The sequence below is a fragment of the Streptomyces sp. CC53 genome (assembly GCF_001865245.1).
In the GTDB taxonomy this organism is placed as follows: domain Bacteria; phylum Actinomycetota; class Actinomycetes; order Streptomycetales; family Streptomycetaceae; genus Streptomyces.
Genome location: NZ_MKXB01000087.1, coordinates 6,805 through 31,958, shown reverse-complemented (window position 1 = coordinate 31,958; position 25,154 = coordinate 6,805). Strand labels below are relative to the sequence as shown.

24 protein-coding genes, 1 other RNA gene and 5 pseudogenes are annotated in these 25,154 nt (G+C 70.9%); 13 read left to right on the top strand and 17 right to left on the bottom strand.

The window, feature by feature from the left end; translation table 11 throughout:
* Positions 1-334: 334 nt before the first annotated feature.
* Positions 335-937: a GNAT family N-acetyltransferase gene (locus BJP40_RS08010; RefSeq protein WP_079171002.1), complete on the top strand. Its 603-nt coding sequence runs from the start codon at positions 335-337 to the stop codon at positions 935-937.
* A gap of 29 nt (positions 938-966) precedes the next feature.
* Here the strand turns inward: BJP40_RS08010 and BJP40_RS08005 are convergent, their stop codons facing one another.
* From BJP40_RS08005 to BJP40_RS07980, 6 genes are all read right to left on the bottom strand, one after another.
* Positions 967-1,782 (bottom strand): zf-HC2 domain-containing protein, encoded by an 816-nt coding sequence (locus BJP40_RS08005; protein WP_071279747.1) that lies wholly within the window; start codon positions 1,780-1,782, stop codon positions 967-969.
* A complete protein-coding gene (locus BJP40_RS08000) occupies positions 1,779-2,372 on the bottom strand; it encodes a sigma-70 family RNA polymerase sigma factor (protein ID WP_079169508.1) in 594 nt (197 codons plus the stop codon). Before BJP40_RS08000 ends, BJP40_RS08005 begins: the two co-directional genes overlap by 4 nt.
* A gap of 310 nt (positions 2,373-2,682) precedes the next feature.
* Positions 2,683-3,225, bottom strand: coding sequence for a GNAT family N-acetyltransferase (locus tag BJP40_RS07995; RefSeq protein ID WP_071279757.1), 543 nt, complete (start codon positions 3,223-3,225; stop codon positions 2,683-2,685).
* A gap of 29 nt (positions 3,226-3,254) precedes the next feature.
* A complete protein-coding gene (locus BJP40_RS07990; RefSeq protein ID WP_079171001.1) occupies positions 3,255-4,469 on the bottom strand; it encodes a uroporphyrinogen-III synthase in 1,215 nt (404 codons plus the stop codon).
* Between the two features lie 75 nt (positions 4,470-4,544).
* Positions 4,545-5,912, bottom strand: coding sequence for a nitrate/nitrite transporter (locus BJP40_RS07985; RefSeq protein WP_226962625.1), 1,368 nt, complete (start codon positions 5,910-5,912; stop codon positions 4,545-4,547).
* A gap of 553 nt (positions 5,913-6,465) precedes the next feature.
* The gene (locus BJP40_RS07980) at positions 6,466-7,434 is read right to left on the bottom strand and encodes a LysR family transcriptional regulator (RefSeq protein ID WP_071279743.1); all 969 of its coding nucleotides are present in this window, start codon (positions 7,432-7,434) and stop codon (positions 6,466-6,468) included.
* Positions 7,435-7,518: 84 nt separating this feature from the next.
* Between BJP40_RS07980 and BJP40_RS07975 the strand changes: the two genes are divergently transcribed.
* A complete protein-coding gene (locus tag BJP40_RS07975; RefSeq protein WP_071279753.1) occupies positions 7,519-8,823 on the top strand; it encodes an MFS transporter in 1,305 nt (434 codons plus the stop codon).
* Between the two features lie 292 nt (positions 8,824-9,115).
* On the opposite strand, the pseudogene BJP40_RS32760 reads toward BJP40_RS07975, so the two are convergent.
* Together BJP40_RS32760 and BJP40_RS35365 are read right to left on the bottom strand one after the other, a co-directional pair.
* Positions 9,116-9,322 (bottom strand): annotated as a pseudogene (locus BJP40_RS32760) (DUF397 domain-containing protein); the annotation flags it as partial.
* An 8-nt stretch (positions 9,323-9,330) separates the two neighbouring features.
* Positions 9,331-9,423: pseudogene (locus tag BJP40_RS35365) on the bottom strand (transcriptional regulator); the annotation flags it as partial.
* A gap of 527 nt (positions 9,424-9,950) precedes the next feature.
* On the opposite strand from BJP40_RS35365, the pseudogene BJP40_RS07965 reads away from it, so the two are divergent.
* From BJP40_RS07965 to BJP40_RS07955, 3 genes and pseudogenes are all read left to right on the top strand, one after another.
* Positions 9,951-10,897: pseudogene (locus tag BJP40_RS07965) on the top strand (DUF6192 family protein); the annotation flags it as partial.
* Between the two features lie 23 nt (positions 10,898-10,920).
* The gene (locus BJP40_RS07960) at positions 10,921-11,349 is read left to right on the top strand and encodes a RacP protein (protein WP_071279739.1); all 429 of its coding nucleotides are present in this window, start codon (positions 10,921-10,923) and stop codon (positions 11,347-11,349) included.
* A 55-nt stretch (positions 11,350-11,404) separates the two neighbouring features.
* Positions 11,405-12,259 (top strand): IS5 family transposase, encoded by an 855-nt coding sequence (locus tag BJP40_RS07955; protein ID WP_071279737.1) that lies wholly within the window; start codon positions 11,405-11,407, stop codon positions 12,257-12,259.
* A gap of 114 nt (positions 12,260-12,373) precedes the next feature.
* Here the strand turns inward: BJP40_RS07955 and BJP40_RS07950 are convergent, their stop codons facing one another.
* Positions 12,374-13,303 carry an endonuclease/exonuclease/phosphatase family protein gene (locus tag BJP40_RS07950; RefSeq protein WP_071279735.1) on the bottom strand — a complete coding sequence of 310 codons (930 nt, stop codon included), beginning with the start codon at positions 13,301-13,303 and terminating at the stop codon, positions 12,374-12,376.
* Between the two features lie 215 nt (positions 13,304-13,518).
* Here BJP40_RS07950 and BJP40_RS07945 point away from each other — a divergent pair, with 215 nt between their 5' ends.
* Positions 13,519-14,394 (top strand): IS5 family transposase, encoded by an 876-nt coding sequence (locus tag BJP40_RS07945; RefSeq protein WP_071279733.1) that lies wholly within the window; start codon positions 13,519-13,521, stop codon positions 14,392-14,394.
* Positions 14,395-14,415: 21 nt separating this feature from the next.
* Here the strand turns inward: BJP40_RS07945 and BJP40_RS07940 are convergent, their stop codons facing one another.
* Positions 14,416-14,835 carry a MarR family transcriptional regulator gene (locus BJP40_RS07940; protein WP_071279751.1) on the bottom strand — a complete coding sequence of 140 codons (420 nt, stop codon included), beginning with the start codon at positions 14,833-14,835 and terminating at the stop codon, positions 14,416-14,418.
* Between the two features lie 124 nt (positions 14,836-14,959).
* Here BJP40_RS07940 and BJP40_RS07935 point away from each other — a divergent pair, with 124 nt between their 5' ends.
* On the top strand, positions 14,960-15,832 hold the full coding sequence (locus tag BJP40_RS07935) for an alpha/beta fold hydrolase (protein WP_071279731.1): 873 nt from the start codon (positions 14,960-14,962) through the stop codon (positions 15,830-15,832).
* A 55-nt stretch (positions 15,833-15,887) separates the two neighbouring features.
* Here BJP40_RS07935 and BJP40_RS07930 read toward each other — a convergent pair.
* A pseudogene (locus tag BJP40_RS07930) lies at positions 15,888-16,367 on the bottom strand (Scr1 family TA system antitoxin-like transcriptional regulator); the annotation flags it as partial.
* A 106-nt stretch (positions 16,368-16,473) separates the two neighbouring features.
* Between BJP40_RS07930 and BJP40_RS35360 the strand changes: the two are divergent.
* The 5 genes from BJP40_RS35360 (at position 16,474) to BJP40_RS07910 (ending at position 19,686) form a co-directional block, all read left to right on the top strand.
* The gene (locus tag BJP40_RS35360; protein WP_079170996.1) at positions 16,474-16,731 is read left to right on the top strand and encodes a hypothetical protein; all 258 of its coding nucleotides are present in this window, start codon (positions 16,474-16,476) and stop codon (positions 16,729-16,731) included.
* On the top strand, positions 16,728-16,997 hold the full coding sequence (locus tag BJP40_RS07925; protein WP_071279729.1) for a hypothetical protein: 270 nt from the start codon (positions 16,728-16,730) through the stop codon (positions 16,995-16,997). Before BJP40_RS35360 ends, BJP40_RS07925 begins: the two co-directional genes overlap by 4 nt.
* 208 nt (positions 16,998-17,205) lie before the next feature.
* On the top strand, positions 17,206-17,481 hold the full coding sequence (locus tag BJP40_RS35355; protein ID WP_071279727.1) for a hypothetical protein: 276 nt from the start codon (positions 17,206-17,208) through the stop codon (positions 17,479-17,481).
* Positions 17,482-17,655: 174 nt separating this feature from the next.
* Complete coding sequence (locus BJP40_RS07915) at positions 17,656-18,522, top strand: radical SAM protein (protein WP_071279725.1); 867 nt, start codon at positions 17,656-17,658, stop codon at positions 18,520-18,522.
* A gap of 18 nt (positions 18,523-18,540) precedes the next feature.
* Positions 18,541-19,686 carry a methyltransferase domain-containing protein gene (locus BJP40_RS07910; RefSeq protein ID WP_071279723.1) on the top strand — a complete coding sequence of 382 codons (1,146 nt, stop codon included), beginning with the start codon at positions 18,541-18,543 and terminating at the stop codon, positions 19,684-19,686.
* A 487-nt stretch (positions 19,687-20,173) separates the two neighbouring features.
* Here BJP40_RS07910 and ssrA read toward each other — a convergent pair.
* The 5 genes from ssrA to ftsE all read right to left on the bottom strand — a co-directional run bounded on the left by ssrA (position 20,174) and on the right by ftsE (position 24,081).
* Positions 20,174-20,543: a transfer-messenger RNA gene (ssrA, locus tag BJP40_RS07905) on the bottom strand.
* A 95-nt stretch (positions 20,544-20,638) separates the two neighbouring features.
* Positions 20,639-21,118 (bottom strand): SsrA-binding protein SmpB, encoded by a 480-nt coding sequence (smpB, locus tag BJP40_RS07900; RefSeq protein WP_071264841.1) that lies wholly within the window; start codon positions 21,116-21,118, stop codon positions 20,639-20,641.
* 18 nt (positions 21,119-21,136) lie between these two features.
* Complete coding sequence (locus BJP40_RS07895) at positions 21,137-22,357, bottom strand: S41 family peptidase (protein ID WP_071279721.1); 1,221 nt, start codon at positions 22,355-22,357, stop codon at positions 21,137-21,139.
* Between the two features lie 78 nt (positions 22,358-22,435).
* Positions 22,436-23,356, bottom strand: a complete 921-nt coding sequence (gene ftsX, locus BJP40_RS07890; protein ID WP_071264845.1) for a permease-like cell division protein FtsX — start codon at positions 23,354-23,356, stop codon at positions 22,436-22,438.
* A 35-nt stretch (positions 23,357-23,391) separates the two neighbouring features.
* Positions 23,392-24,081, bottom strand: a complete 690-nt coding sequence (gene ftsE / locus BJP40_RS07885) for a cell division ATP-binding protein FtsE (protein WP_071264856.1) — start codon at positions 24,079-24,081, stop codon at positions 23,392-23,394.
* A gap of 262 nt (positions 24,082-24,343) precedes the next feature.
* Between ftsE and BJP40_RS07880 the strand changes: the two genes are divergently transcribed.
* Entirely contained in the window at positions 24,344-24,538 is a 195-nt protein-coding gene (locus BJP40_RS07880) for a hypothetical protein (RefSeq protein ID WP_071264847.1), read from the top strand.
* 109 nt (positions 24,539-24,647) lie between these two features.
* Here BJP40_RS07880 and BJP40_RS35350 read toward each other — a convergent pair.
* A pseudogene (locus BJP40_RS35350) lies at positions 24,648-25,154 on the bottom strand (hypothetical protein); the annotation flags it as partial.

Sequence of the window (25,154 nt, the reverse complement as noted above, 5' to 3'; positions counted from 1 at the left end):
TCCGTGACGGGACAGGCGGCACGGTGTGCAGGGCGCCGGGCCTCGGCGTGGCGGGAGGCGCCCCGGCGACACGGGCCGGCGGGGAAGCGCGGCAGGGCGGGGAGGCGCGGCTGAGCGGGGAAGCGTGGCGGGGCGGGGCGGCGCGACAGAGCGGGAAGGCACGGCCGGGCAGGCAGACGCGGCGGCAGGACGGGGCGGGGCGGCGCGGCGCGGCAGGACGGCCAGGGAGGCACGGCAGGACGACGCGCCGCCCGCATCCCGTGCCTCGCACCGCCCCGCGCGCACGCGGCGGAAAGGGCGGGACAGCGGGCGGCCCGCAGGTCAGAATGCTCGGATGGCCGATCACCTGACCGACTTCCGCACCAAGCCCACCCTGCACGGGGAGCTGGTGCTCCTCCGGCCCGTCACCGGGGAGGACGCGGACGCGCTGCTGCCGATACTGAGCGATCCGGAGTGCGCCCGCCTGACCGGCTCGCACGGGGAGAGCGCCTTCGACGAGGAGCGGGTCCGCGTCTGGTACGAGACCCGCCGGGACCAGGACGGCCGGCTGGACCTGGCCGTCGTGGAGAAGGCGACCGGCCGCGTCGTCGGCGAGGTCGTCCTCAACGGGTGGGACGCCGGGAACGAGAGCTGCAACTTCCGCATCTGCCTGGTGCCCGGCACCTTCGGGCGGGGGTACGGAACGGAGGCGACGCGGCTGATCCTCGGCCACGGCTTCGAGGCGCTGGGGCTGCACCGGATCTCGCTGGAGGTGTACGCGTTCAACCCGCGGGCCCGCCGCGCGTACGAGAAGGCGGGGTTCGTCGCCGAGGGCGTGCTGCGCGACGCCCTGCTCTGGGAGGGCGAGCGGGTGGACGCCACCGTCATGTCGGTGCTGGCGCCGGAATGGTTCCGGCACCGGGGGCGGCCTGACGCGTCCGGTCACGCGTCCGTGTGACCGGCCCCCGGTGCGCGGTCAGGGGCGGGTCACGCCGGGATCTTCACCAGGCGCTCACCGGTGAAGGTGCGGACCTCGAAGTGGTCGATGTCGTTGCGGTCCATGGCCGCGCCGCCGTGCACGTACAGCGGTTTGCGCGCCATCTCCTGGGGGCTGTCCTCGATGCCGTAGCCCCAGGCCGGCACCGCCCAGGAGGTGAGCACCTCCTCCTCGCCCGACGTGGACACGGCGACCAGGTTGCACTTCAGGGGGCCCTTGACGTTCTTGAGCTCCAGGACCGTGCGGGTGCCCCAGGCCTTCTTCTCCGTGCCGACGGTCGCGGTGACCTTCGTCGCCGCGTCCGTCGCCCGGAGCTTCTCGGTCACCCCGTCGAAGGCGGCGTCCGCCTGGCCGGCCTGCGGCTGCCCCGCCTGGTTGGTGCGCGGCCCGTCCCCGGACATCGCGGCCACCGCGACCGCCGGACCCGCGATGATCATCGCGACGGCGGCGGCCAGCATGTACCGCGTCCGCTTGCGGCGGCGGGCGTGCTGGGCGGTGACCTCGTTCAGGAGGCGGTCCAGGGCGGGTGGGGACGGGGTCGCGGCGGGCGGCTCCATGAGCGTGGCCTGCAGGCGCAGCACGGGGCCGGTCTGCGGCGGCGCCTCCTGCGCCAGCATGGCCAGCATCGGCGGCATCCCGGACAACTCGTCCAGGCGGGCCGTGCACAGCGCGCAGCCCGGCAGGTGCGCCTCGAAGACCGAGGCGTCCGCCGGGTCCAGCACACCCAGGACGTACGCGCCGACGGCATCGTGCAGGGAGTCGTTGCCCTGGGCGTACCCCTCGCCGTACCCAGGCGGCGTCGTCATGCCGATACCCCCCTCTCCTCCAGAGCCAGCTTCATCGAACGCAGTGCGTAGAACACCCGGGACCGGACGGTCCCGCTGGGTATGCCGAGGGTCTTGGCGGCCTCGTTGACCGTGCGCCCTTTGAAATACGTCTCGATCAGAACTTCCCGGTGAGCCGGGGTCAAATCGTCCAGGGCATCGGACAGCGTCATCAACCACAGCGCCTTGTCGATCTCGTCCTCCGCGGGCATGACCTCCAGCGGTGACGGGTCGACCTCCTGCGGTCGGGCCTGCCGACTGCGGTGGCCGTCGATGACGATACGCCGGGCGACCGTCACCAGCCAGGGGCGGACAGAGCCGGTCGCCCGATTGAGCTGGCCGGCGTTCTTCCAGGCACGGATGAGCGTCTCCTGTACGACGTCCTCGGCGCGCTGGCGGTCGCCGGCGACGAGGCGCAGTACGTAGGCGAGCAGCGGTCCGGCGTGTTCGCGGTAGAGGGACCGCATCAACTCCTCGTCGGGGACAGGGTGGTTGACTTGCGGTGACTCTGCGCGATGCCGGGCCCGATGCGTCGCCCGACGGTCATCGGCCACGGCCGCATCCTTGCGCACCCGAACCTCCCCGGTCGAGACCCTGTCCGACTCCTTGCCCCCTTCACTACGGGGCCGGGCCGGCAACTACTCAACGTGCAGAGGTTTTTCTGCGGGAAATTTTCCTGGCGGTGCGCCAGCTCCCCGCGGACAGCCCGGAGGGCGTGCCGGCGGACGGCGGCCGCAGGCGCCTACCGGGACGTCCGGGGGGCCTGCGGGGCTGCGGGTACGGCGTCGCCGCCCTCCCTCCCCGTGCGCGGCGGTGCGGCCGGAAGGAATCCGCTCCCAGCGGCCGCGGGGCAGAGCGGGGTGGGGTGGGGCGGCCAGGGGCTCAGCGGAAGCCGACCCGCTCCGGCGGAGGGTCCTCGTGCAGGATCCGCTGGTACAGGTGGTGGTCCCGCCACGCCCCGTCGATGGCGAGGTAGCGGGGCGCGCTGCCGATGCGGACGAAGCCGCACTTCGCCAGGACCCGCCGCGACGCGGTGTTGTCCGGCAGGGTCCCCGCCTCGACGCGGTGCAGGCCCAGCTCCTCCCGGGCCGCCCGGCAGACCTCCCGCAGCAGGCGCGTGGCCAGCCCGCGGCCGGTGTGGTCCTGGTCGGTCCAGTAGCCGACGTGGGCACTGCAGAAGGCACCGTAGGCGATGCCGGAGAGGGTGACGGCGGCCGTGACCAGGTCGCCGGACACGGCGATCCACGTACGGCTGCCGGGCGCGGCGAGCCGCGCCGCCTGCCCGTCCGCGGTGAAGAACTCCTCGGTCCTGCGGGGCTCGTAGGGCTGCTTGGCGTCCCGGTTGCGGACATGCGCGGCGGCCAGCGCGGGCGCGTCCCGCACGGGGTCGGCCACGCGGACCACGTACGGCTCGTCGGGGGTCATGACGGCACCGTACGCCACCGGTCGCCGCCTCACGCCTCCGCGTGGCTGACGTCGGCCGCCGGGTCGAGCGCCAGGCGGTAGCCGCGCTTGACGACGGTCTGGATCAGCTTCGGGGCACCCAGCGCGGACCGCAGCCGGGCCATCGCGGTCTCCACGGCGTGCTCGTCGCGGCCGGCGCCCGGCAGGGCGCGCAGCAGGTCCGCGCGGGACACCACCCAGCCGGGGCGGCGGGCCAGCGTGCGCAGCAGGGACATCCCGGCGGGCGGCACGGGGCGCAGCTCGCCGTCGACGAGGACCGCGTGGCCGCGGATCTCGACCTGGCGGCCGGCCACCGGCAGGACCCGGGCGCGGCCCGGAAGCTCCTGGCACAGCAGCTGCACCAGCGGGCCCAGCCGGAAGCGGCCGGGCCGCACGGTGTCGACGCCCCGGGACTGCAGCGGCACGGCGGTGACCGGGCCGACGCAGGCGGGCAGCACGTCGCGGCGGAGCGCGTCGAGGAGCTCGTCCGCGAGGCCCCGCTGCTCGGCCCGGGACAGCAGGGACGCGGCGGCGGGGGCGCTGGTGAAGCTGACCGCGTCCAGGGTGCGGGCCACGCAGGCGTCCAGCAGCCGGTCCAGCGGCGCCAGGTCCTCGGGGGGCATCCACCGGTAGACGGGCACGACCACGACCTCCGCGCCCGCGTCGGTGAGGGCCTCCACGAAGCCGGGCAGCGGCTCGCCGTGCAGCTGGAGGGCGATGCGGTGGCCGCTGACCCCCTGACCGAGGAGGCGGTCCAGGACCTCCGCCATGGACTCCGTGGCCGGGGACCACTCCTCGGTGAGGCCGGCGGCCCGGACCGCGCCCTTCACCTTGGGGCCGCGGGCCAGGACCCGCACCTCCCGCAGGCAGTCGAGGAGCGCCTCGCCGCAGCCCCAGCCCTCGGCGGCCTCGACCCAGCCGCGGAAGCCGATCGCCGTGGTGGCGACCACGGTGTCCGGGGGCCGGGCGACCAGCTCCCGCGTGGCGTCGAGGAGTTCGGTGTCGTCGGCGAGGGGGACGATCCGCAGGGCCGGGGCGTGCACGACGGCCGCGCCCCGGCGCTGGAGGAGTGTGCCCAGCTCGTCGGCGCGGCGGGCCGCGGTGACGCCGACGGTGAAGCCCGCCAGGGGGCCGTGGCCGCCCGGCTCCTGGGAGTCCGGCCGCTGCGGACCGCGCCCCGGGCTGCCTCCCGTGGCGCGCTCCAGCGGCTCCTGCTGCTCGTGCATGGTCCCCGAGCCTGGCAAGGATGCGTGACAGCCCGGGTTCGCGTACGTTTCCCCGCCGTTACGGACCACGCCCGCTCACACCTCGGACAGGCTGAGCCGGCGCTGCGCCGGGGCCTCCGCGACGGCCGCGGCGGGCTTGCGCAGGTATACCGCCCACGTGACGGCCATGCACGCCGCGTAGAAGAGGAGGAAGGCGACGAAGGCGGCCGTGCCGGTGCCTGCGGTCTGGAAGGACTGGCGGAAGGCGAGGTTGATGCCGAGGCCGCCGATGCCGCCGACCGCGCCGATCAGGCCCATGGAGGCGCCGGAGAGGCGGCGGCCGTAGGCGTCCGCGGCCTCGCCGGTGAGGCCGGTGGCGTGGGCCTTCGCCTTGAAGATGGCCGGGATCATCTTGTACGTGGAGCCGTTGCCGAGCCCGGAGAGGACGAACAGCGCGCTGAAGCCGATCAGGAACACGGTGAGCGACGCGGTGACCGAGGCGTAGACGACGACGGCGGTCGCGCCGGCCATGGCCGCGAAGGTCCACAGGGTGATGCGGGCGCCGCCGTACCGGTCCGCGAGGGAGCCGCCGACCGGGCGGATCAGCGAGCCGAGCAGCGGACCGATGAAGGTGAGGGAGGCCGCCTGGAGCGGGGTGCGGCCGAACTGGGTCTGGAGCACCAGGCCGAAGGCGAAGCTGTATCCGATGAAGGAGCCGAACGTGCCGATGTACAGGAACGCCATGATCCAGGTGTGGCCGGCGCGTGCGGCGTCCTTGGCGGCGCCGGTGTCGTTCTTCACGGGCGCGAGGTTGTCCATGTACAGCGCCGAGCAGACGGTCGCGGCGATGATGAGCGGGATGTAGATCCCGAGCAGCACCCGGGGGTGCCCGGCGCCGACGGTGCCGATGACGGCGAGGGCGACGAGCTGGACGACCGCCACGCCGATGTTGCCGCCGCCCGCGTTGAGGCCGAGGGCCCAGCCCTTCTTGTGGAGCGGGAAGAAGGCGTTGATGTTCGTCATGGACGAGGCGAAGTTGCCGCCTCCGATGCCGGTGAGCAGGGCCACCGCGAGGAACGTCCCGTAGGAGGTGCCCGGCTCCATGACCGCGAAGGCTAGGCAGGACGGCACGAGCAGCATGGCCGCGCTCATGATCGTCCAGTTGCGGCCGCCGAACTTGGCGACGGCGAACGTGTAGGGAACCCGGATGAGCGCGCCGACCAGGGTCGCCGAGGCGATCAGGAAGAACTTGCCGGCCGCGTCGATGCCGTACTCCGGGCCCATGAAGAGGACCATCACCGACCACAGCGACCAGATGGAGAACCCGATGTGCTCGGAGACCACCGAGAAGAGGAGGTTGCGCCTGGCGATCCGCTCGCCCTTCTCCTTCCAGAAGGTCTCGTTCTCGGGATCCCACTCGTGGATCCACCGTCCTCCGGTCTTTCCGCCCATCGGTCCACCCATCGCGCACCTCCGCTGTGTACTGCCGGTCAAGCCCTGAACCCGTCGACTGCTGACGCTAGGGACGTCGCGTTTCAGCCCGGTCATCTGAGGTGACCGGGCTGAAACCTTGCTCTCACCCGGTGCGGGGGGAAGGTGTGAGCGCGTGGCCCTCGGCGGGCGGCGGGTACGGGGGCACCGGACCCTGCGGGCGGCGGGCGGCGGGTACGGGAGGCCGGCCCCTGCGGGTGGCGGCAGCCCAAACCCTGCGGGCGGCAGACGGTGGCGACGCCCTGCCAGTGCGGGAGCGGGTACAAGGGCGGCCCTGTGGGCAGCGGGTACGGGAGGCCGCGGCCCCTGCGGGTGGCGGCAGCCCGGCCCTTGCGGGCGGGGCGGCAGACGGTGGCGACGCCCCGCCGGTGCGCGAGCGGACACGGCAGCGCGCCCGGCCCTGCGGGCGGCGGGTCGGCAGGTGTTCCCCGACGCGGCGGGCCGCGGCGGGTCAGGCCACATGGACCACCCACCGACCCGGCCGGCCCCCGCGGGCTCGCGGCGTCCGGCCGTGCGACCCCGGCCGTCAGGCGCGGTGCCCCATGACGGCGGCGTCGGCGGCCGGCAGCCAGGCGTCCTCCGGTACGGCCAGCCAGTGTTCGCGGGCGGCCAGTTCGGCGGCCGCGTCCCGCAGGGCGTCCAGGCCGGGGTGCCGGAGCCCCTTGCGCCACACCAGCGCCACGGGCGACAGCGGGACGGGGCTGACGAGCGGCCGCAGGACGGCACCGGGCATGGCCGGGAAGTCCACGACCGCCAGGACGGGGGTGCGGCTCTTGGCCATGACGCGCCGGAACTCCTCCTTGCCGACGGCGAGCGGCGCGGGCGCGGCGACCCGGATGCCGTGCGCGTCGAAGAGCCGGGCCGCGAGATCGGTCCACTCGCGGGTGCGCGGGTTGCCGGCCCCCGCGTAGACGGCCTCACCGGCGAGCGCGGGCGTCTCGACGTGCGGCCGGTCGGTGAGCGGATGCCCCTCAGGCAGGAGCACGGCCATCGGCTCGTACCGTACGGCCTGCCAGTCGAGCCGGGCGCGGACGGCGGGATCGAGCCCGGCGACCCGCCCGAAGGAGACGTCCAGCCGCCCCGCCAGGATCTCCCCAGCCGCCCAGGTGAGCCCGCTCTCGAAGCGGGCCATCAGTTCGCAGTGGGGCGCCAGCTCCCGTGCCCGGTCGAGCACCCGGCTGCTGGTCATGCCGGCGGTGTTGAGGTCCACGAGGAGCGGGCGGGGCCCGCCGGTGGCGAAGGCCGCGTCCAGTTCCTCGTAGGCGGTCAGGACGGCCTGCGCGTACGGCAGCAGCCGTTCGCCGTCCGGGGTCAGGGACACCTGCCGGGTGGTGCGGACGAACAGCTCGGTGCCGAGTTCCCGCTCCAGACGCCGGATGTCGCGGCTGAGTGCCTGCTGGGCGACGAAGAGGCGCGCGGCAGCGCGGGTGAAGTGCAGTTCGGCGGCGACGGCGGTGAAGGCGCGCAGGAGGCGGGGATCGAGTTCGCGGGGCACACACGAGAACCTACAACCGAAGTGCGTCAATCGCGCTCGAACAGGTGTTGGACGCCGGTGGGCGGGGCCCGCGAACCTTGGATCATGCCCCAGACCGCCACCACCGGGACCGTCCCGGCGCCCACCCCTGCCGCGACCCCCGGCGCCCTCGCCCTCGCACCCCGCTTCTCGGACGCCCCGCGGACCCCGCGGCCCCCGCGCCGGTCCCGCAACCCGTACCTGCGCCTGTTCGCCCACCCCGGCACCCGGGCCTTCACCCTCGGCAACCTGATCGCCCGCGTACCGATGGGCATGTTCACGGTCAGCGCCGTCATCATGATCGCGGGCTCCCGCGGCTCCTACGCGCTGGCGGGCGCCGTGACGGCGACCGGCTTGGCGGCGACGGCGGTCGTGGCGCCCTTCACGGCCCGCCTGGTCGACCGGTACGGCCAGCGGCGGGTGGCGCGCCCGGCGACGGCGCTGGCGTTCCTCGGCTCGGTGTCCCTGCTTCTGTGCGTGCACTTCGGGGCGCCCGCCTGGACGCTGTTCGCCTCGTACGCGGCGACCGCGTCGACGCCGAACATCGGCGGCATGTCACGGGCCCGCTGGGCGCACCTGTACCGGCACGACCCGGCGGCGGTGCACACCGCGAACGCCTTCGAGCAGGCCCTCGACGAGCTGTGCTTCATGGTGGGGCCGGTGCTCGCCGCGTTCCTGTGCGCCGCGCTGTTCCCGGAGGCGGGGACGCTGATCGGCGCCGTGCTGCTGCTCGCGGGGATGCTGCTGTTCACGGCGCAGCGCGCCACGGAGCCGCCGGTGGCGCCGCGCAGCGCCGCCCCTGGGGGCAGCCCCTTGCGGATTCCCGGCGTGCCTCCGCTGCTGGCGGTGTTCCTCGCCACGGGCGCCGTCTTCGGGTCGATGGAGATCGTCACCCTGGCGTTCGTGGACGGCCCGCTCGCCGGGCCGGTGATGGCGCTGCAGGCCGTGGGCTCGTTCCTCGCGGGCCTCTGGTACGGGGCGCTGCCCCAGGCGCCGGTCGTGCGGCGGCGGCTGCTGCTGTGCCTGGCGGCGATGACCGCGCTCATGGCGCTGCCCCTGGCGGCGTCCGGCACCGGCTCGCTGCTCGCCCTGGCGGGCGCCCTGCTGCTGGCGGGGATGGCGACGGCGCCCACGATGGTGACGGGCATGACCCTGGTGCAGCGGCTGACCCCGGAGGGCCGCCTGAACGAGGGGATGACGCTCGCGGTGACGGCTCTCCTGGGCGGCATCTCGGCGGGTGCCGCGGCCGGAGGCTGGCTGGTGGAGTGGGCGGGCCCGGCCAAGGCGTACGCCCTGCCGGTGTGCGCGGCGGCCCTGGCGACGACGATCGCGACGACGGCCCTGCGGCCCCGCAGGGCCCGGCAGGGCTGACCGGCGGTCCCGAGGGCCCCGAAGCAATTCCCTACCGGGCTGAAGCCCGGTACTCCCTCGCTAGATCCTGGTGGCTCACGGACCGCACCCCCGACCAGGACCCGCCGCAGGGTCTCCAGTTCATGACCCCTGCACTCCGCACGCCCCGACTCCGGGCAGCGTGACCAGAGCCCCGCCATGCCTCCCAACTCGGGTGGTGTGGCGGGGCTTTCGTCGTCTAGCGGGCACGGCAAAGCCCCACCATGCCGGGCACGATGGGGCTGCCGTGAACGTGTGCGGTCGGCTCGACTCGTCAGACGTTGCCAAACTCTCCGCCCTTGACGCTCGCCACGAAGGAAGCGAACGAGTCGGCGGGGAAGTCCAGCACGGGACCAGCCGGGTTCTTGGAGTCGCGGACGGGGACCATGCCGCAGGAAGCGGCAAGGTTCGTGGCGACCTCGATGCACTGGCCGCCGTTTGCGCTGTACGAGGACGTGAACCACTGCGGTTCTGCGGTCGTCGCGGGATGGTGTCCTTTCGAAGTTGCTCGATCATGGCCACGGAAGCCGCTTGGGGCATGGCTTCGGCCTGCAATTGATGGTAGGCCCGCAACAAGGGCTGAAGGATTCTGAACTGCCGTGCTGAGTATCCTTGGGGCCTACGCTGGCGGGGTGTCCGAGCGTGCCGGGCGGGCCGGAGAACGGGTATGTGGGGGCTGCGGTGAACGGCTGAGGCCGGAAGCGCGGCCCGATGCCGTGTACTGCTCGACAGCCTGTCGTGCCAGGCAGTGGCGCCGAGACCGCCGTCTGCGCAAGCGGGTGGCCGCGGAGTTGAGCGGTGCCGGCCGGGTCGAATGTCCCGAGTGTGGGGCCCGTTGGGTGGTGGGGGTGGACCGGCGATCGAACGCCGTCTACTGCTCGCGGCGGTGCGTCGTGAGGGCTTGGCGGGCCCGGAAGGAAACGTTCGACGAACGGTCACAGTGACCGCATCGCGAACGCATCCGAGTCGCATCTTCGGTCAGATTCTGGCCATTCATGGTCGTTCGTTGTGATCTTAGGATTTCCGGTCTGACTCTCGGGTCAGGAAGCGGGCCGCGTCTTGTCACGGCCGAGGGGCTGTGCCCCGGCCCGCGGTGGGTGGTGGATGCCATGCCCGAAGAAATCAAGAACGCCGACACGGTCGGCAGCGTCAGCTCCAGCCGCTACGAGCAGATCGTGGCCGAGCTGCGCACGGTGGTGGAGAACCAGACCCGGGGTCAGTTCACGATCGGCGACTACGCGCTGGAGATCGCTTCACGGTACAGGAGTCGATGTTCCGCCTGGCCGAGGACATCGGACTGTCGTACTCGACGGTGAAGGAGGCCAGGTGGACGGCCTCGCGCTGGCCGAAGGAACACCGGCAGAGGGTCGTGTCCTTCACCGTCCACAAGATCCTGGCAGGCATCGGTGACGAGCGGGAACGGTTTGCCGCGATCCTGACCCCGCCGGAGGGTAAGCCGCGGTGGACTGCGGACGAGGCCCGGCGCCGGGTGGGCCGGCAGGTCGAGCACCCGGTCACCCCGCAGGAGAAGGTCAGTGCGATCCACACCCTCGCGAGGGACGAGGAGGTGGCCGCCACCGTCACCAGCGACCTGCTGCGGCGTCCGACGGTGGTAGCCCAGGTCAGGCAGGAGGACAAGGTCCGGGCCGTCGAGGAGCTGACCCGCGACGAGACCGTCGCCGCGACGGTGACCACCGGTCTGTTGCGGCGTCCCGATGTCGCCTTCCGAGCGATGTCGGACGACACCGCCCGCCACCAGGTCAACCACGCTCAGGTCGAGCGCGGCCGACAGGCCCGCGAGAACTTCGAGCAGACCAGCCCCGTCGCTCCGGCGATCCGCAGCATCGACCAGTCGGTGGAGTTCCTGGACCTGGTCACCGCCTGCCACGCGTTCGTCGCGGCAGCCGGCCGTGTCGTCCCGGGCCTGCGCGACCGCCAGCTCGGCGACGACGAATGCACGATCGTGCACGAGAACATCGCCCGCGTCCGGGCGACCCTGGACTGGATCGAGACGGCCGTCGACACCGGCAAGGTCGACGTCGACGAAGAGTTGGCCGTCTCCTGCAAGGCGATTAGGCGATGCCTCGCACTGCCGAGCGCAGATCACCCGCCGCCCAGCGACATGCTGACACCGTCCGGTTCGTGCTCTTCGAGGCGAGGCCGGCCGGGCTGACCTTTCACCAGCTGGTCAGTTCCAGCGAGCTGTCGCCGTACCAGGCCCGCTTGGGCCTGGCCTGTCTGCGGGACATCATCGCCGAACGCGGCTGGCCGCCTCTGATCTGGACCAGGGCGGACGGCTACAAGTTCTGTTCGGACGTCTCCGAGCTCCAGGCGTACGAGGTCGCGGTCATCCGGGAGAAGCTCACCGAGGTCCGCCGGTTCATCACCGGCGTCGTCGCTCCGCCCGCCGCCCTGCAACCGAAGGGCCGGTGGGTCAAGCACCTCAACACCCAGCTCAGCTCGGTGGAGTCCACGCTCGACGTGATCGCCGACTTCATCGATGCCTGACCGGCGGGCCAGCGGCGAAGCGGCCGGCCCCGCCCCGTCTTCAGGGAGGGACACGTTGGCCCGGCGCCGCTGCTACCCCTCGGACACCTTCGACGACGAGTGGGCCCTGATCGAACCCCTGTTGCCCCTGCCGGCCTGCGAGAGCCGGACCGGAGGCCGCCCCGAGAAGCACCCTCGCCGCGAGATCGTCGACGCGATCCGCTACGTCGTCGACACCGGCTGCAAGTGTAGGGCCCTGCCCAGGGACTTCCCGCCCTGGCGAACCTGTTACGGCTTCATGGCCCGCTGGGCAGCGGCCGGCATCGTCGGGCAGATCCGCGACCAGCTCCGCAAGCGGATCCGCCGCGAGATGGGCCGAGCCCCCGGAGCGGTCGCCACCGTCATCGACTCCCAGTCCGTGAAAGCCGCCGAGACTGTCGCCAAGGACTCACGCGGTTACGACGGAGCGAAGAAGATCAACGGCCGCAAGCGTCACCTGGTCGTGGACACGAAGGGGCTGCCGCTGTTCGTCATGGTCACCCCGGCTGACATGACCGACCGCGACGCGGCGAAGGAAGTACTGTTCCGGCTGCGACTGATGCACCCTGCGATTACGATCGTCTGGGCCGACTCCGGCTATGCCGGACAGCTCGTGACCTGGGCGAAGAAGCATTTGAACCTGACGCTCAAGACCGTCAGCCGCCCCAAGGACGCCGTCGGGTTCGTGATCCTGCCCCGCCGCTGGGTGGTCGAGCGGTCGCTGGCCTGGATCATGCACGCCCGCCGACACGCCCGCGACTACGAACGGCTCATCCAGCACTCGGAATCCCTGATCACCTGGGCCGCGATCACCCTCATGACCAGGAGAATCACCCGCAGGCAGTCCCGCCGGACGGGCCAGTCGGCATCCCGCGAAGCACAGCGAGACTGACGGTCGCCCGGACGACCACCATCCCGCTCTGAACGAGATCGCTGTCGTGCCCCGCCGCCTGGCCCGGACGGCTCAGAACCATCGTCGTCCTGCTACCGCTTGAACCACAGGAACTCAGTGTTCCCAGGCAGCGGCGCCACGCAGAAGGTGATGGTCGGACAGGCCCGGAGTGCAGCCTGCGGCGTCACCGCGGACGGTGGTGAACCAGTAGTAGCTCAGGAAGATGTAGTCGATCTTTCCGGGTTCGCTGACGTGGGGCGAGCATCCTGGCTCAGCCGTTGCTTCACCACTGCGGCAGCGGTCCCCGCTCTGCGGGCAGTCAGTGCCAGTGAAGTACGACTTATCGTTCTCGTCGACTTCCTGGAATACCCCGGTTCCACCACCGTGGGCGTAGAGGGGCGCCATGTCCACATCTTTGGGGAGCTGGTTGAAGTCGCCCGCGAGGACCACAGGGTCGCCCTGGTTGGCGTAACCCCTGGTGATGTCGGCGACCTTCTGGATCTGTGCCTTGGGGTTGTCACCTCGGTAGTCGATGTGAGTGTTGCAGGCACGGACAGCGCGCCCGGTGACGGTCGTCCTAGCGCACAGAAGGATACGGTCCTCCGCCGGTGTCGGCTCAGGGAGGAAGTCGACGGTCCGGCTGCCGTTATTGATTGTGCCGGGGCCGCCCTTGGCGAAGGTGGCCAGGCCGAAGCGCTTGTCCGTGCCCCACTTTCCGCACCCGTCCGTGGACGCCAGCGTCGCGCCCCAGACCGAGTCGTACTTGTCGCCGCTGGAGCGGTCCTGCAGTGAGTCACGCAGCAGAGTCCACTGCCCGTAACACATCTCCTGCAGCATGACCAGATCAGCGTCCCAGTAGTCCATGGCGCTCACGATCTTATCGCGCCAGGCGGTCTTGGACCCCGCGTAGATGTCGCACGAAGCGCCGCAGACGTTGTAGGTGACGAACCTTGGCTTCGGCCAGTTGACCGGGTCGGGGGTGTCCGCCTGCGCGGGGCCTGAAGCGAAAAGCAGACCTATGGAGAAGAGTGTCGCGAAGAACACTCTGACAGCAGAACGCATGAATCAGCATCCCGTTTCATGATCGAGTGTGGGTCACGCGAATCCTCCCACAACCTCCACCGCGACCGCTCGAAGCATCTGGGATCAGAAACAGGCACTTATGCAGCTCTCGTCCAGTACCGCGTGGACCATGGGCGCTGGCGCGCGCCCTAGGCCGTGTATCGAAAGTGGATCTTGACCTATGGTGATCGTGTTTCATGGGGCGGGGAGATCTCACGGATAAACAGTGGGCTGTGCTGGAGCCGTTGTTGCCGACGGGGACGAAGGTGGGGCGGCCGCCCGTCTGGCCGCGGCGGCAGCTGATCGACGGCGTACGGTTCCGTGTCCGGACCGGTGTTCCGTGGCGGGATGTGCCCGTCGAGTACGGGCCGTGGGGCCGGATCTACGACTTGTTCCGCCGGTGGCAGCGGGATGGCACCTGTCACCGGGTTCTCACCCGGCTCCAGGCTCTGGCCGACGTGCAGGGGGCGATCTCGTGGGACCTGAGCGTCGACTCCACGGTGTGTCGCGCTCATCAGCATGCGGCCGGGGCCCGGAAGCACGGTGACCTGCAGAAGGAACCGCCGGCCGGTGTCGTCACCGAGCCTCGTGATCACGGACTGGGACGCTCGCGCGGCGGGTTCACCACCAAACTGCACTTGGCTGTCGAGCAGGGCCAGAAGCCTCTATCGATCGTGGTGACGGCCGGGCAGCGCGGCGACTCGCCACAGTTCGAGGCCGTGCTGGAGAAGATTCGCGTGCCCCGCGTCGGGGTGGGCCGGCCACGCATTCGCCCGGACCGCGTGCGCGCTGACAAGGCTTACGCCTCCCGCAAGAACCGTGCCTACCTGCATAGACGAGGCATCCGCTGCACCATCCCGGACAAGGCCGACCAGGCGCGTCACCGCAAGCAGCGCGGCTCCCGCGGCGGTCGGCCGCCGAAGTTCGACCCGGTCGACTACCGCGAGCGCCATGCGGTCGAGTGCGGCATTAATCGCCTCAAAAGGCATCGTGCCGTGGCCACGAGATACGACAAACTCGCGGTTCGTTACGAGGCGACCGTTCTCGTCGCGGCCATCAACGAGTGGCTGTGACCAGCATATTCGAGATACATCCTAGACCGCTGCCTTCCGCATCCCAGTCAGAAAGCCCCTGACCGCGGCCAGTTCCCGCTCGTCGTATCCCCGCAGCAGGTCCACCGCCCGATCGATGAGCGGTCCGAAGTGGGACCAGCCGAGGGCGACCGCCCGCTCGTCCACTTCGATGGTGACCTTGCGGCGGTCCCGCGCATCGCGCACCCGCCGCACATGCCCGGCCCGTTCCAGGCGGTCGACCAGTGCTGTGGTTCCTGCCGAGTTGAGCCCAAGAGCGGTGCCTAGGTGCCCTGCTGTGGTCTCCTCGCCGGCGCGGGCGGCGTCCATCAGGGCGATCAGCGCACGCACGTCGGTGGGGTGCATGCCGTTGCGCTGTGCGAACCGGGTGCTGTGCCTGCCCAGGTCGACGGCCACCGCGCGCAGCAGGTGGACGATCTCCATCTCGGGCCCCGGCTCGGCTCGTTCGACGAGTTCCTCACCCTCCTGATCGGGCACGGACCACCTCCACGTATCATCTCGCCCAACAAGTATCTTGCTGAGCGAGATAATAGAGGAGTCGCCGTTCATGAACGCTCGCGATACGTACGACGCCGACAACTTCCTCATGGCCTACGACAAGGTCATGACCAAGTGGCCTGCCGGTCGCGAGACGGCGACCGTTCCCACGCCCTTCGGCACGACACACGTCAACGTATGCGGCCCGGCCGACAGGCCCTCGCTCGTCCTCCTGCCCGGCGGAGGGGGCGCAACCTCCGCGTCCTGGTACGCGCAGGCCACCGAACTGTCCCGCACCCACCGGGTGCTCGCCGTCGACTTGATCGGCGCCCCCGGACGCAGCACTCCCGACGGCGACCGCCGCCCCCGTACGGTCGCCGACCTGTCGGCCTGGCTGGACGCGCTCCTCGACGGCCTCGGAGTGGCCGAGACCGACCTGGGCGGACACTCGTACGGCGCCTGGATCGCGCTGCATCACGCCATGCGCGCGCCCGACCGGATACGCCGCCTGGCCCTTCTGGACCCGACCCAGTGCTTCGCCGGGTTCAGCCCGGCCTACCTGCTGCACGCACTGCCCATGCTGCTGCGGAACACACCCCGCCGGGTCCGCGCCTTCCTGGAGTGGGAGACCAAAGGCTCCGCCCTCGATCCCGACTGGCTCGCCCTCCAAGAGGCGGCCGCCGGTTTCCCCTCTCTCCGACCCGTAACCGGGCCGCGCCCGGCACCGGACGCCCTGCGCGGCCTGGACCTGCCGGTCCTGTTGCTCCTCGCCGGAAGCAGCAGGACCCATGACCCCTCCAAGGTGGCCGCCCGCGCCGAGGCGCTGCTGCCACGCGTCGCAACGACCGTGCTGCCGGATGTGTCCCATCACGCGCTTCCGCACGCCACCCCGCCTGAGGCGAACCGTAGCCTCGCCGGCTTCCTGGAACGGTCCGGTGCCTGAGTCTCAGCCCGCCCCGGGCACCGCACCCTGAAAATCAACCCTCGTTTAGCTCCGCTAATAGCACTTCCGATACACGGCCTAGTGACGCCTGGCGCTCCAGGAGCTTTGAGAGGCGTTCTTCTGCCTGGTGCTCCGTGATCGCTCCCCGCAGCACTTCGCCCCTGATGATCGCGGCGGCGTATTCCGGGGTCTGGAGCAACCCCGGAATGATGCCCAGCTCAAAGAGTCGGATCTCTACTGCGCGTACCTCTTGTGCAACGTAGTCCGGGAACCCGTCCAACAGCGCCGTATGCCGAACCGCTCGGCACTGGCGTTGGAGCCTGTCACCCGTGCCTAGCGCCCTGTCAGCGCTTGCCGTGAAGCGGGGAGTTGGAGGGCGACGACCAGTTTCGACGGCGGAAATGTGGGTTCCGGAGCATCCCATTCGCTCCGCTAGCTCGTCCTGAGTCCAGCCGCGCTCGTCTCGCAACGTGCGTAGAAGCTGACCAAACTTCGCATTGGGTGACTTTTCCGGGTCCAGCTCTTTCCGGTTCAACGCATCCCGTCCAACTCTCTTTTCAACCCGTGCAAGTTGAAGACTGCCCGACTGTAGGTCACGCCAGGCCGCCCCGGTAGTGGAACCACTACGGAGAGGAGCGGCGATGGTGGCACAGAACGTTCCCGCAGACGCACCAGGACCCGCACACGTCCCGGAGACAGGCGCGTTCCTGGTGGACACCAGTCGCAACCGCGTTGGGGAGTTCCGCGGAGTCGCCGGCCCGTACTGGTCACTGCGCCCCATCGGGGGCGGGGCCGAGTGGGAGGCCGAGCCTAAGCGCGTGCGCCCCGCGGACCCGATAGAGCGTCTGCACGCGGAGACTGCCCGCGCGAACGCACGTAGCCGGGGTGATCGGCTGTGACCACTGCGGCCCGCCGTGCGTTCCGGTTCGTCGACTGGACGTTACGGCCCGACCAGGACGACGACGCCCCGCCACTGACGTACGCGTTCCGGTGCCTGACCCTCACCGAGGACGACACCGAGTGTGCCGCGAAGTCACCCGCGAGCGAGGACCCGACCGAGCCACAAACGTGGGCGTTCGCGCACATGCGCGAGCACCCCGAGCACACCAGTTATGCCGAAGTGATCGAACGCCCGTGGGTCATGTGGCGGGGGTGCCCGTCATGACCGACAGACCGGAGCCGGCGGGCTACTGGGCAGAGGTACGCGCGGAAGGACCGGTGTACGGCACGGGCGAGACCATGCAGCACGTCTTAGGCACCGCGCGCAGCATTTCCCCCGCGCTGGTGCTCCGGTGGCTCCGCGGCGAGGCACTGCGCGCATTGCCGACCGGCTCGACCCCGACCCGCAGCGTTCGGCGTGGGTGCAGCCGACCATGCGCGCGGCAACCGTGCCGGTCCCGGACTGCCCCGCGGAACTCCGCGCGTGGGCTTCAGACCCGGACGAGCAACGCGCGGCACGCGAGCACATCAAGGGCGGGCACCCGCTGTTCGTCACGGTCCCGGATGTGGACTGCACGTACACCCTGTCCGTCTGGCCGGTCCGACTTCCCGCGGACGAGCCCGACCAGGCAGCGCCCGAGCCGATAGCCCACCGTGCCGGCGGACTGTCGCACCCCCTGTACGTCCTCGCCGCGGACCCGTGGACGTAGCGCCCCGATACTCCCGCCCTCGCCACGCAGGACCCGGACCAGGACGGCACGGGTCCGCGACTCGCTCTGTGGCAGGGGGCGGGGCTCAACCCCGGTCGGCAGCCTGCGTGACGATCTGGCAGCCGACCGGCCCGGCAAGTTCCGAACTCTCGTCAAACAAAGGGAAGTTGAATAATGACCACCGTTCTTGAACCGCCTGCCGCAAGCCCGCTCGCAGGTATCCGCTCTCTTGAGCTGGAGATCACCGGTAAGTGTCAGCTCACGTGCACGCACTGTCTGTCCGAGTCCAGCCCGCAAGCGAGCCACGGCACCATGACACCCGCGGACTGGCGCGCGGTCATCACGGACGCTGCCGCACTCGGCATCCGAACCGTTCAGCTCATCGGCGGTGAGCCGACCGTTCACCCGTACTGGCGGGAGTTCACGGAACTGGGGCTCTCCCTCGGGCTGCACGTCGAGATCTACAGCAACCTGTTCCATGTCGCCCCCGACTGGTGGGACGTGTTCACCCGCGAGGGCGTGACCCTCGGGACGAGCTACTACAGCGACGACCCCGCCGAACACGACAAGATCACCGGTCGCGCGGGCAGCTACGTCCGCACCCGGTGCCACATCCGCGAGGCAGTCAACCGCGGGGTCACGGTCCGGGCCGGAATCGTGGACATCCTGCCGGGACAACGCGTTGCGGAAGCGCGCGCCGAACTGGAATCCATGGGCGTGAAGCACATCAACACCGACCGGGTGCGTGCCGTGGGCCGTGCCGCTCTGCCGGGGCAGTCACCGACGCTGGACGAGATGTGCGGGCGGTGCACCCGCGGACGCGCCGCCATTCTCCCGAACGGGGACCTTGCCGGGTGCGTGCTCTCGCGCGACTTCCCGGCGGGCAACGTCCGGGAAACCCCGCTCGCCGAGCTGTTCGGCGGGGCGGCATGGGCGGAACTTGCCGCAAGCGTGCCCCCACTGCGCGCGAACGCGTGCCCTCCGAACGACTCGGGCGACTGCGACCCCGCCAACACGGAAGCCTGTGACCCCGCGTACTGACCTGAAAGGCTCGGCAGCATGGATTGGGAGAGCAAGGCAAGCACCCTCGCGGACCAGGTGACCGACCCGGATTCACGGTGGCTCGCCCCCGTGGCACGCGTCGCCCGTCACGAGCTGGTGCCCCGCTGGTGGGACATGGACGACTCGGGGCGCTGGGTTCTGCGGGACGGGCCGAGCGATCCGGAAGCGTGGGCGGAAGCCGCGTACGCGGATCGGTCACTCATCACGCGGGTCGGCAGGCTGCACGCCGACCACGCCGAGCCCGGCGACCGGCCCGAGGGACTTCCCACGTCGTCCGCGACGCATCCGAGCCTGGTAGTGCGGATGCTGCGTCACACTCGGCTCGGTGAGGGTCCGTCCCTACTGGACCTGGGCACTGGAGCCGGCGGGCTCACCGCGTACGCCTGTTGCCGACTCGGGGACAAGCACGTGACCAGTCTGGACGTGGACCCCTACCTAGTCAGTGCGGCGCGGGACCGGCTCGCGGGCATGGGGTACCACCCGAAGATGATCACGGCGGACGCCACCGAGGACGTGCCGGGCTCGTATGACCGCATCGTGTGCACGGTCGCGCTTGCCCCCGGTCCGGGGCTCCGCGCGGTGCTCGCCGCACTGGAACCTGGCGGACGCATGGCAACGACGCTCGCGCGCACGTCCCTGATCATCACCGGGTGGAAGGACCGGAACGGGGACGTGGTGGGGCAGGTGGAACGGGACATGGCGGGTTTCATGCTCACCCGGTCCGGTGACGACTACCCGCCCGCCCTCGCCGATCTGTTCGCCCTCGCCCGTGCGGCGGACGGGGCCGGGACGAGCACGGGCCGTTATCCCGTGGTGGACGTGGCGAACGCGTGGGAACTCCGGTCCATGCTGGAAGTCACCACACCGGGCGTGGAACTCGGATACGACACCAGCGGGCGGACGCGAACCGCCTACCTGGTGCACCCCGACGGTTCATGGGCACGCGCGTCCGCCGAGTGGACCGACCCGCCGGAAGTCCACCAGAGCGGCCCGCAACGTCTGTGGGATGCCCTGGAGCGCATCCGGAACCGACTCAACACCGAGGGGGCACTACCGCTACTCGGTGCGCGCGTCCGCATCACGCCTGATGGGGTGTGCCAGCTGTCCCGCGGACGGTGGCGCGCTGACATGGGCGCTCGATAGAGCCCGGCACACCGGAGCCCCCTCCCCACCCTTCGGTGTGCTGGTGGCAACGCGACCGGAAGCGTTGCCGAACCGCCTCGTCCGTGTGCTGCCCCCGTGGCGCATGGGTGGGGGCTCCCCTGGCCGGACGAATCTCGTGAGGCGAGAGCGGGTGGCAGCGTGAGCCCCGGAGGACTGTCACCGTCGAGACGTCGACCCGAACCAGCCGGATAGGTGGTCCTGATCAGACACCAGGTGATCGAACCGAGGAGGCCGCGGGAACGACGCGACCCCGGCACGCTGCTGCGCATCGCAGACCGGTTGTGAGACGGCCTTCGGTCTGACGTTCAACCCGTGCGGCGAGGTCGCGGGGTGTTGTGTCCCGGGACGCCCACACCTTGAGGATCAAGCCGGCGCACGACGAAGGCCCGGCCGCCGTTTCCGGCTGCCGGGCCTTCGTTCACATGGGGTGCGGGGTTCCGGGGGCTGCGCCCCCGGGGCCTCCACATGGTGGAGATGGCGGGAATCGAACCCGCGTCCAACGGTGCGGAACCAGGGCTTCTCCGTGTGCAGTCCGCTGCGCCTTTCTCAGCCCCGGAGATCACGCGGACAAGTCTCCGACGGGCTCAGTCACTGTGAGTTGTTCCTCTACACCCCGTGACCGGGTCTAGAGGTGGAGTTCCCTAGCTGATGCCAGGATCCGGGTCGGGAACAGCCCCGGGCTGACACTTCGCGAGTCGCTACTCAGGCAGCGAGGGCGAAGGAATCGCGCTTGGTGTTGGCGATTATTGGTTTCGGCCTGTGGTTTACGAGATCATGGCCGCTTCCTCGACACGCTTCCCCTGCTTCGACAGCCGCTGTCGAAACCGATCATCCCCATGTTGATTTATCAAACGGTGCCCCGGCCGAGCGGGGCAGTGCCATCGTACGGGAACAACGCCGCCCCTTGCCAGCCTATTCCCGCGCCGGCCGGTCAGGCCCTGGCCCGCCTGCGGGCCGCCGACATGGCGCGGTCCGCCTCGCGGCGGTCCTGCTTCTCCCGCAGGGTCTGCCGCTTGTCGTACTCCTTCTTGCCCTTCGCCAGGGCGATCTCGACCTTGGCGCGGCCGTCCTTGAAGTAGAGCGACAGCGGGACGACCGTGTGGCCGGTCTCCGACGCCTTCGACTCCAACTTGTCGATCTCCGCGCGGTGCAGCAGCAGCTTCCGCCTGCGCCGGGCCGAGTGGTTCGTCCAGGTGCCCTGGCTGTACTCCGGCACGTGCACGTTGTGCAGCCACGCCTCGTGGCCGTCGATCTGCACGAAGCCGTCCACGAGGGAGGCCCGCCCCTGGCGCAGCGACTTCACCTCCGTGCCGGTCAGGACGAGACCGCACTCGTAGGTGTCGAGGATGTGGTAGTCGTGCCGCGCCTTCTTGTTCTGCGCGATCAGCTTGCGCCCTTTTTCCTTTGCCATAGTGCCGTCATTTTCGCACTACGTGCCCCGTCCGAGGCCACTCAATACCGTGCGGGCCCGCTCCTGCGCCCGGGTCGGCGCCGGCACGTCCGGCGTGATGCCGCGCCCGTCGACCCGCAGGCCCGCCGGGGTGCGGTAGTGGCCGACGGTGAGCTCCGCGACCGATCCGTCGGCGAGCCGGCTGGGCATCTGCACCGCGCCCTTGCCGAAGGTCCGGGACCCGACCGTGACGGCCCGGCCCCGGTCCTTCAGGGCCCCGGTGAGCAGCTCCGCCGCGCTCATGGTGCCGCCGTCGACGACCACCACCAGGGGCCTGGTGGTGTCGCCCCCGGGGTCGGCGTGCAGCGCCCGCTCCTCGCCGTGCACGTCGTACGTGGCGACCAGGCCGCCGTCCAGGAACGCGGAGGCCGCCGCGACCGCCTCCGCGACCAGGCCGCCGCCGTTGCCGCGCAGGTCGAGGACGACGCCCGCGCCGGCCGGGGCCGCGGCCACCGCGCGCCGGACCCGCTCCCCGCTGCCGCGGGTGAACGCCGTCACCCGGACCAGCACAGCGTCGCCGTCCAGCCGGCGCACGTCCACCGCCTCTGCGGCCAGCTCGGCCCTGCGCAGGGTCCGGCTCCAGGTGCGCTCGCCCCGCTGGAGGCCCAGCACCACGGGGGTGCCGGCCGCCGCTGCCGTACCGTCGCCGTCCGCGCCGTCGCCGCGGAGCAGCGCCACGACCCGGGCCGCGGTCTGGCCGTCCACGGAACGGCCGTCGATGGTGCGGAGCCGGTCGCCCGGGCGGATGCCGGCCCGCTCGGCGGGGCCGCCGCGCTGGACGCGGGTCACCTCGATGAGACCCTCCGCGGTGCGCCTGGCCCCCAGGCCGACGCCCGTGTACGCCCCGTCGAGGGCCCGCTCGAACTCCGCGTACTCCCCCGCCTCGTACACCACGCCCCAGCGGTCGCCGCTGCGGCTGACGACCTCCTCGGCGGCCTGCGCCCCGGACCGGCCATCGGCGAGCGCCTCGGCCGCAGCCCGCACGACCTCGTCCCGCACCGCCCGGTCACCGGGCGCGGCCGAGGCCGCGGGGGCGTGGGCCGCGGCGTCGGGGCCGCGCGGATCGTCGGCCGGCTCCTGCTGCGGCAGGACGTCGGTGGCGGCGGCCGCCGCGAGGACGGTCGCGAAGAGTGCGGTCAGCGCGGCCCCTCGCCGGATGCGGCGGGGCCTGAGCGGACCTGACGGACCCGACAGCGACATGCCGCACACTCTAGGACAAGCGGACGAGGCCGTACGGGGGTTGACCGCACGGCGCGCGAGGTGCGGGAGCGGCGCTCGTCACACCTTGAGGTACTTGCGGAGCGCGACCGCAGCTGCCAGGGACGGCATCAGCAGTCCGATGACGACGACGAGCGGCAGCACCGACAGGGTCTCGTTCCAGCCGATGAACTTCACCAACGGCATCTGCTGGGCCAGTGACAGACCCGCGTCGATCAGGAAGTAGCGGCCCACCACGAGCATGCCGCACGCCACGAGCCCGCCCAGCAGGCCGGCGAAGGCGGCCTCCATGATGAACGGCATCTGGATGTAGAAGCTGGACGCACCGACCAGCCGCATGATCCCGGTCTCGCGCCTGCGGCTGAACGCCGACACCCGCACGGTGTTGACGATCAGCATCAGGGCGATGACCAGCATGAGCCCCATCACGACGAGGGCGGTGACGTTCATGCCCCGCATCATCGTGAAGAGCTGTTCCAGGGTGTCGCGCTGGTCCTGCACCGAGTGCACCCCGTCACGCCCGGCGAAGGCCGTCGCGATGACCTCGTACTTCTCGGGGTCCTTCAGTTTGACCCGGAACGACTCCTGCATCTGGTCCGGCGTGACGAGGGACGCGATGGGGCTGTCGCCGTACTGCTCCCGGTAGTGCTTGTACGCCTCCTCGGCCGTCTCGTGGTGGACGGTCTCGACAAGGTTGGTGAGCTTCTCCAGGTCGGTCTGGATCTGGTCCCTCTGCTGCGCGGTGACGGCGCCCTTCGAGCAGCTCTCGGCCGTGCCCGCGTCGTTCTTGTTGCAGAGGTAGATCGTGACGTTGACCTTGTCGTACCAGAAGTTCTTCATGGCGTTGACCTGCTGGCCCATGAGGACCGCGGCGCCGAAGAGAGCCAGTGACAGGGCCACGGAGATGATGACGGCGAAGGTCATCGTGAGATTGCGACGGAGGCCGACACCGATCTCCGACAGTACGAACTGGGCGCGCATCGCCTGCGTTCAGCCTTTCTTGCCCGTGTGTGTGCTCAGTGCTGGTAGCCGTAGACGCCGCGTGCCTGGTCGCGGACGAGGCGGCCCTTCTCCAGCTCGATGACGCGCTTGCGCATCTGGTCGACGATGTTCTGGTCGTGGGTCGCCATGACGACCGTCGTCCCGGTGCGGTTGATGCGGTCGAGCAGCTTCATGATGCCGACCGAGGTCTGCGGGTCCAGGTTGCCGGTCGGCTCGTCGGCGATCAGCAGCATGGGGCGGTTCACGAAGGCCCTGGCGATCGCCACGCGCTGCTGCTCACCGCCGGACAGCTCGCCGGGCATGCGGTCCTCCTTGCCCGCGAGGCCCACGAGGTCCAGCACCTGCGGGACCGACTTGCGGATCTCGCCGCGGGACTTCCCGATGACCTCCTGGGCGAAGGCCACGTTCTGCGCGACGGTCTTGTTCGGCAGGAGCCGGAAGTCCTGGAAGACGGTGCCGAGCTGGCGGCGCATGTGCGGCACCTTCCAGTTCGACAGGCGGGCCAGGTCCTTGCCGAGCACGTGGACCGTTCCGTGACTGGCGCGCTCCTCGCGGAGGATGAGCCGCAGGAACGTCGACTTGCCGGAGCCGGAGGAGCCGACGAGGAAGACGAACTCGCCCTTCTCGATCTCCAGGGACACGTCCCTGAGGGCGGGCTGGTTCGTCTTCGGGTAGGACTTGGAGACGCTGTCGAATCGGATCACGGATGCACCCACGGTCGGCCTGGAGGAGTAGGTGTGCGTGACCATACGCGAACGGCGATGCCCCGCGCAGTCAGCGTCCACGCTTGCCCTTTTTGTCCCCTTGTGCTCGGGTCGCTGACCGGCGCCTTCCGGCCGGGGCGCGCCTGAACGCGCGGAACCTGGCACAGTGGACGGGGAACCGATGCGTTGCCCTGAGCGTTGTGCGGAGTGAACGCGGGGAGAACCACGTGGGCGACTCCGCCGCACGGGAGGAGGAGAGCGCATGACCCTCGACCGACTGGTGTGCGCCAACTGCGCTGCTCCGGTGAACCAGGGCCGCTGCCCCGTCTGCCGGGCGCACCGCGCCCGACTCCAGCAGAGCCCGTGGGGCGCGGTACACCCGATGGTGCTGGTCTCCCTGCTCCTGCTGCTGGTGGCGGCGGCCACCGCCGCTCTGGTGGCGGCCCAGCCCGCATAGCCGCGTACGACATCACGAAGGGCCCGGACAGCCGTCGGAGACGGCGTACGGGCCCTTCGCACGTGCGCGGGGCGTCCGGACCGGGCGGGCCCGGACGCCTTGGTCACTCTCAGGCGGTGGCGCCGCCACCGCCGGCGACGAGGCGCGGCAGCATGCGGAAGCCGATACCGCCCGCGATCATCGTCGCGGCGCCGATCAGCAGGAACGAGGTCTCGGCGGCGCCGGTCTCGGCGAGCTCCTCCTTGGCCTCGCCCTGGACGACCGGCGTGGTGCCGACGCTGTTGGGGCCGGGGTTGTTGTCGACGCACTCGGCGCCGTCGAGGTCGACGGTGCAGGTGCTCACGTCGCCGGTGGTGGAGCCGCCGTTCGTGCCGGAGCCGCCGGTCGCGGCGGTCCCGGTCGACTCGGAACCGCTGGTGCCCGTGCCGTTGGTGGTGCCGTTGGAGGAACCGTTCGTGCTGGCGCCGCCGTCCGTGGTGGCACCACCGTCCGTGGTCGCACCGCCCGAGGCCGCCGCACCACCGGACGTGGTCGCACCACCATCCGTGGTCGCACCGCCCGAGGCCGCCGCACCACCGTCCGTGGTCGCACCACCATCCGTGGTCGCACCACCGTC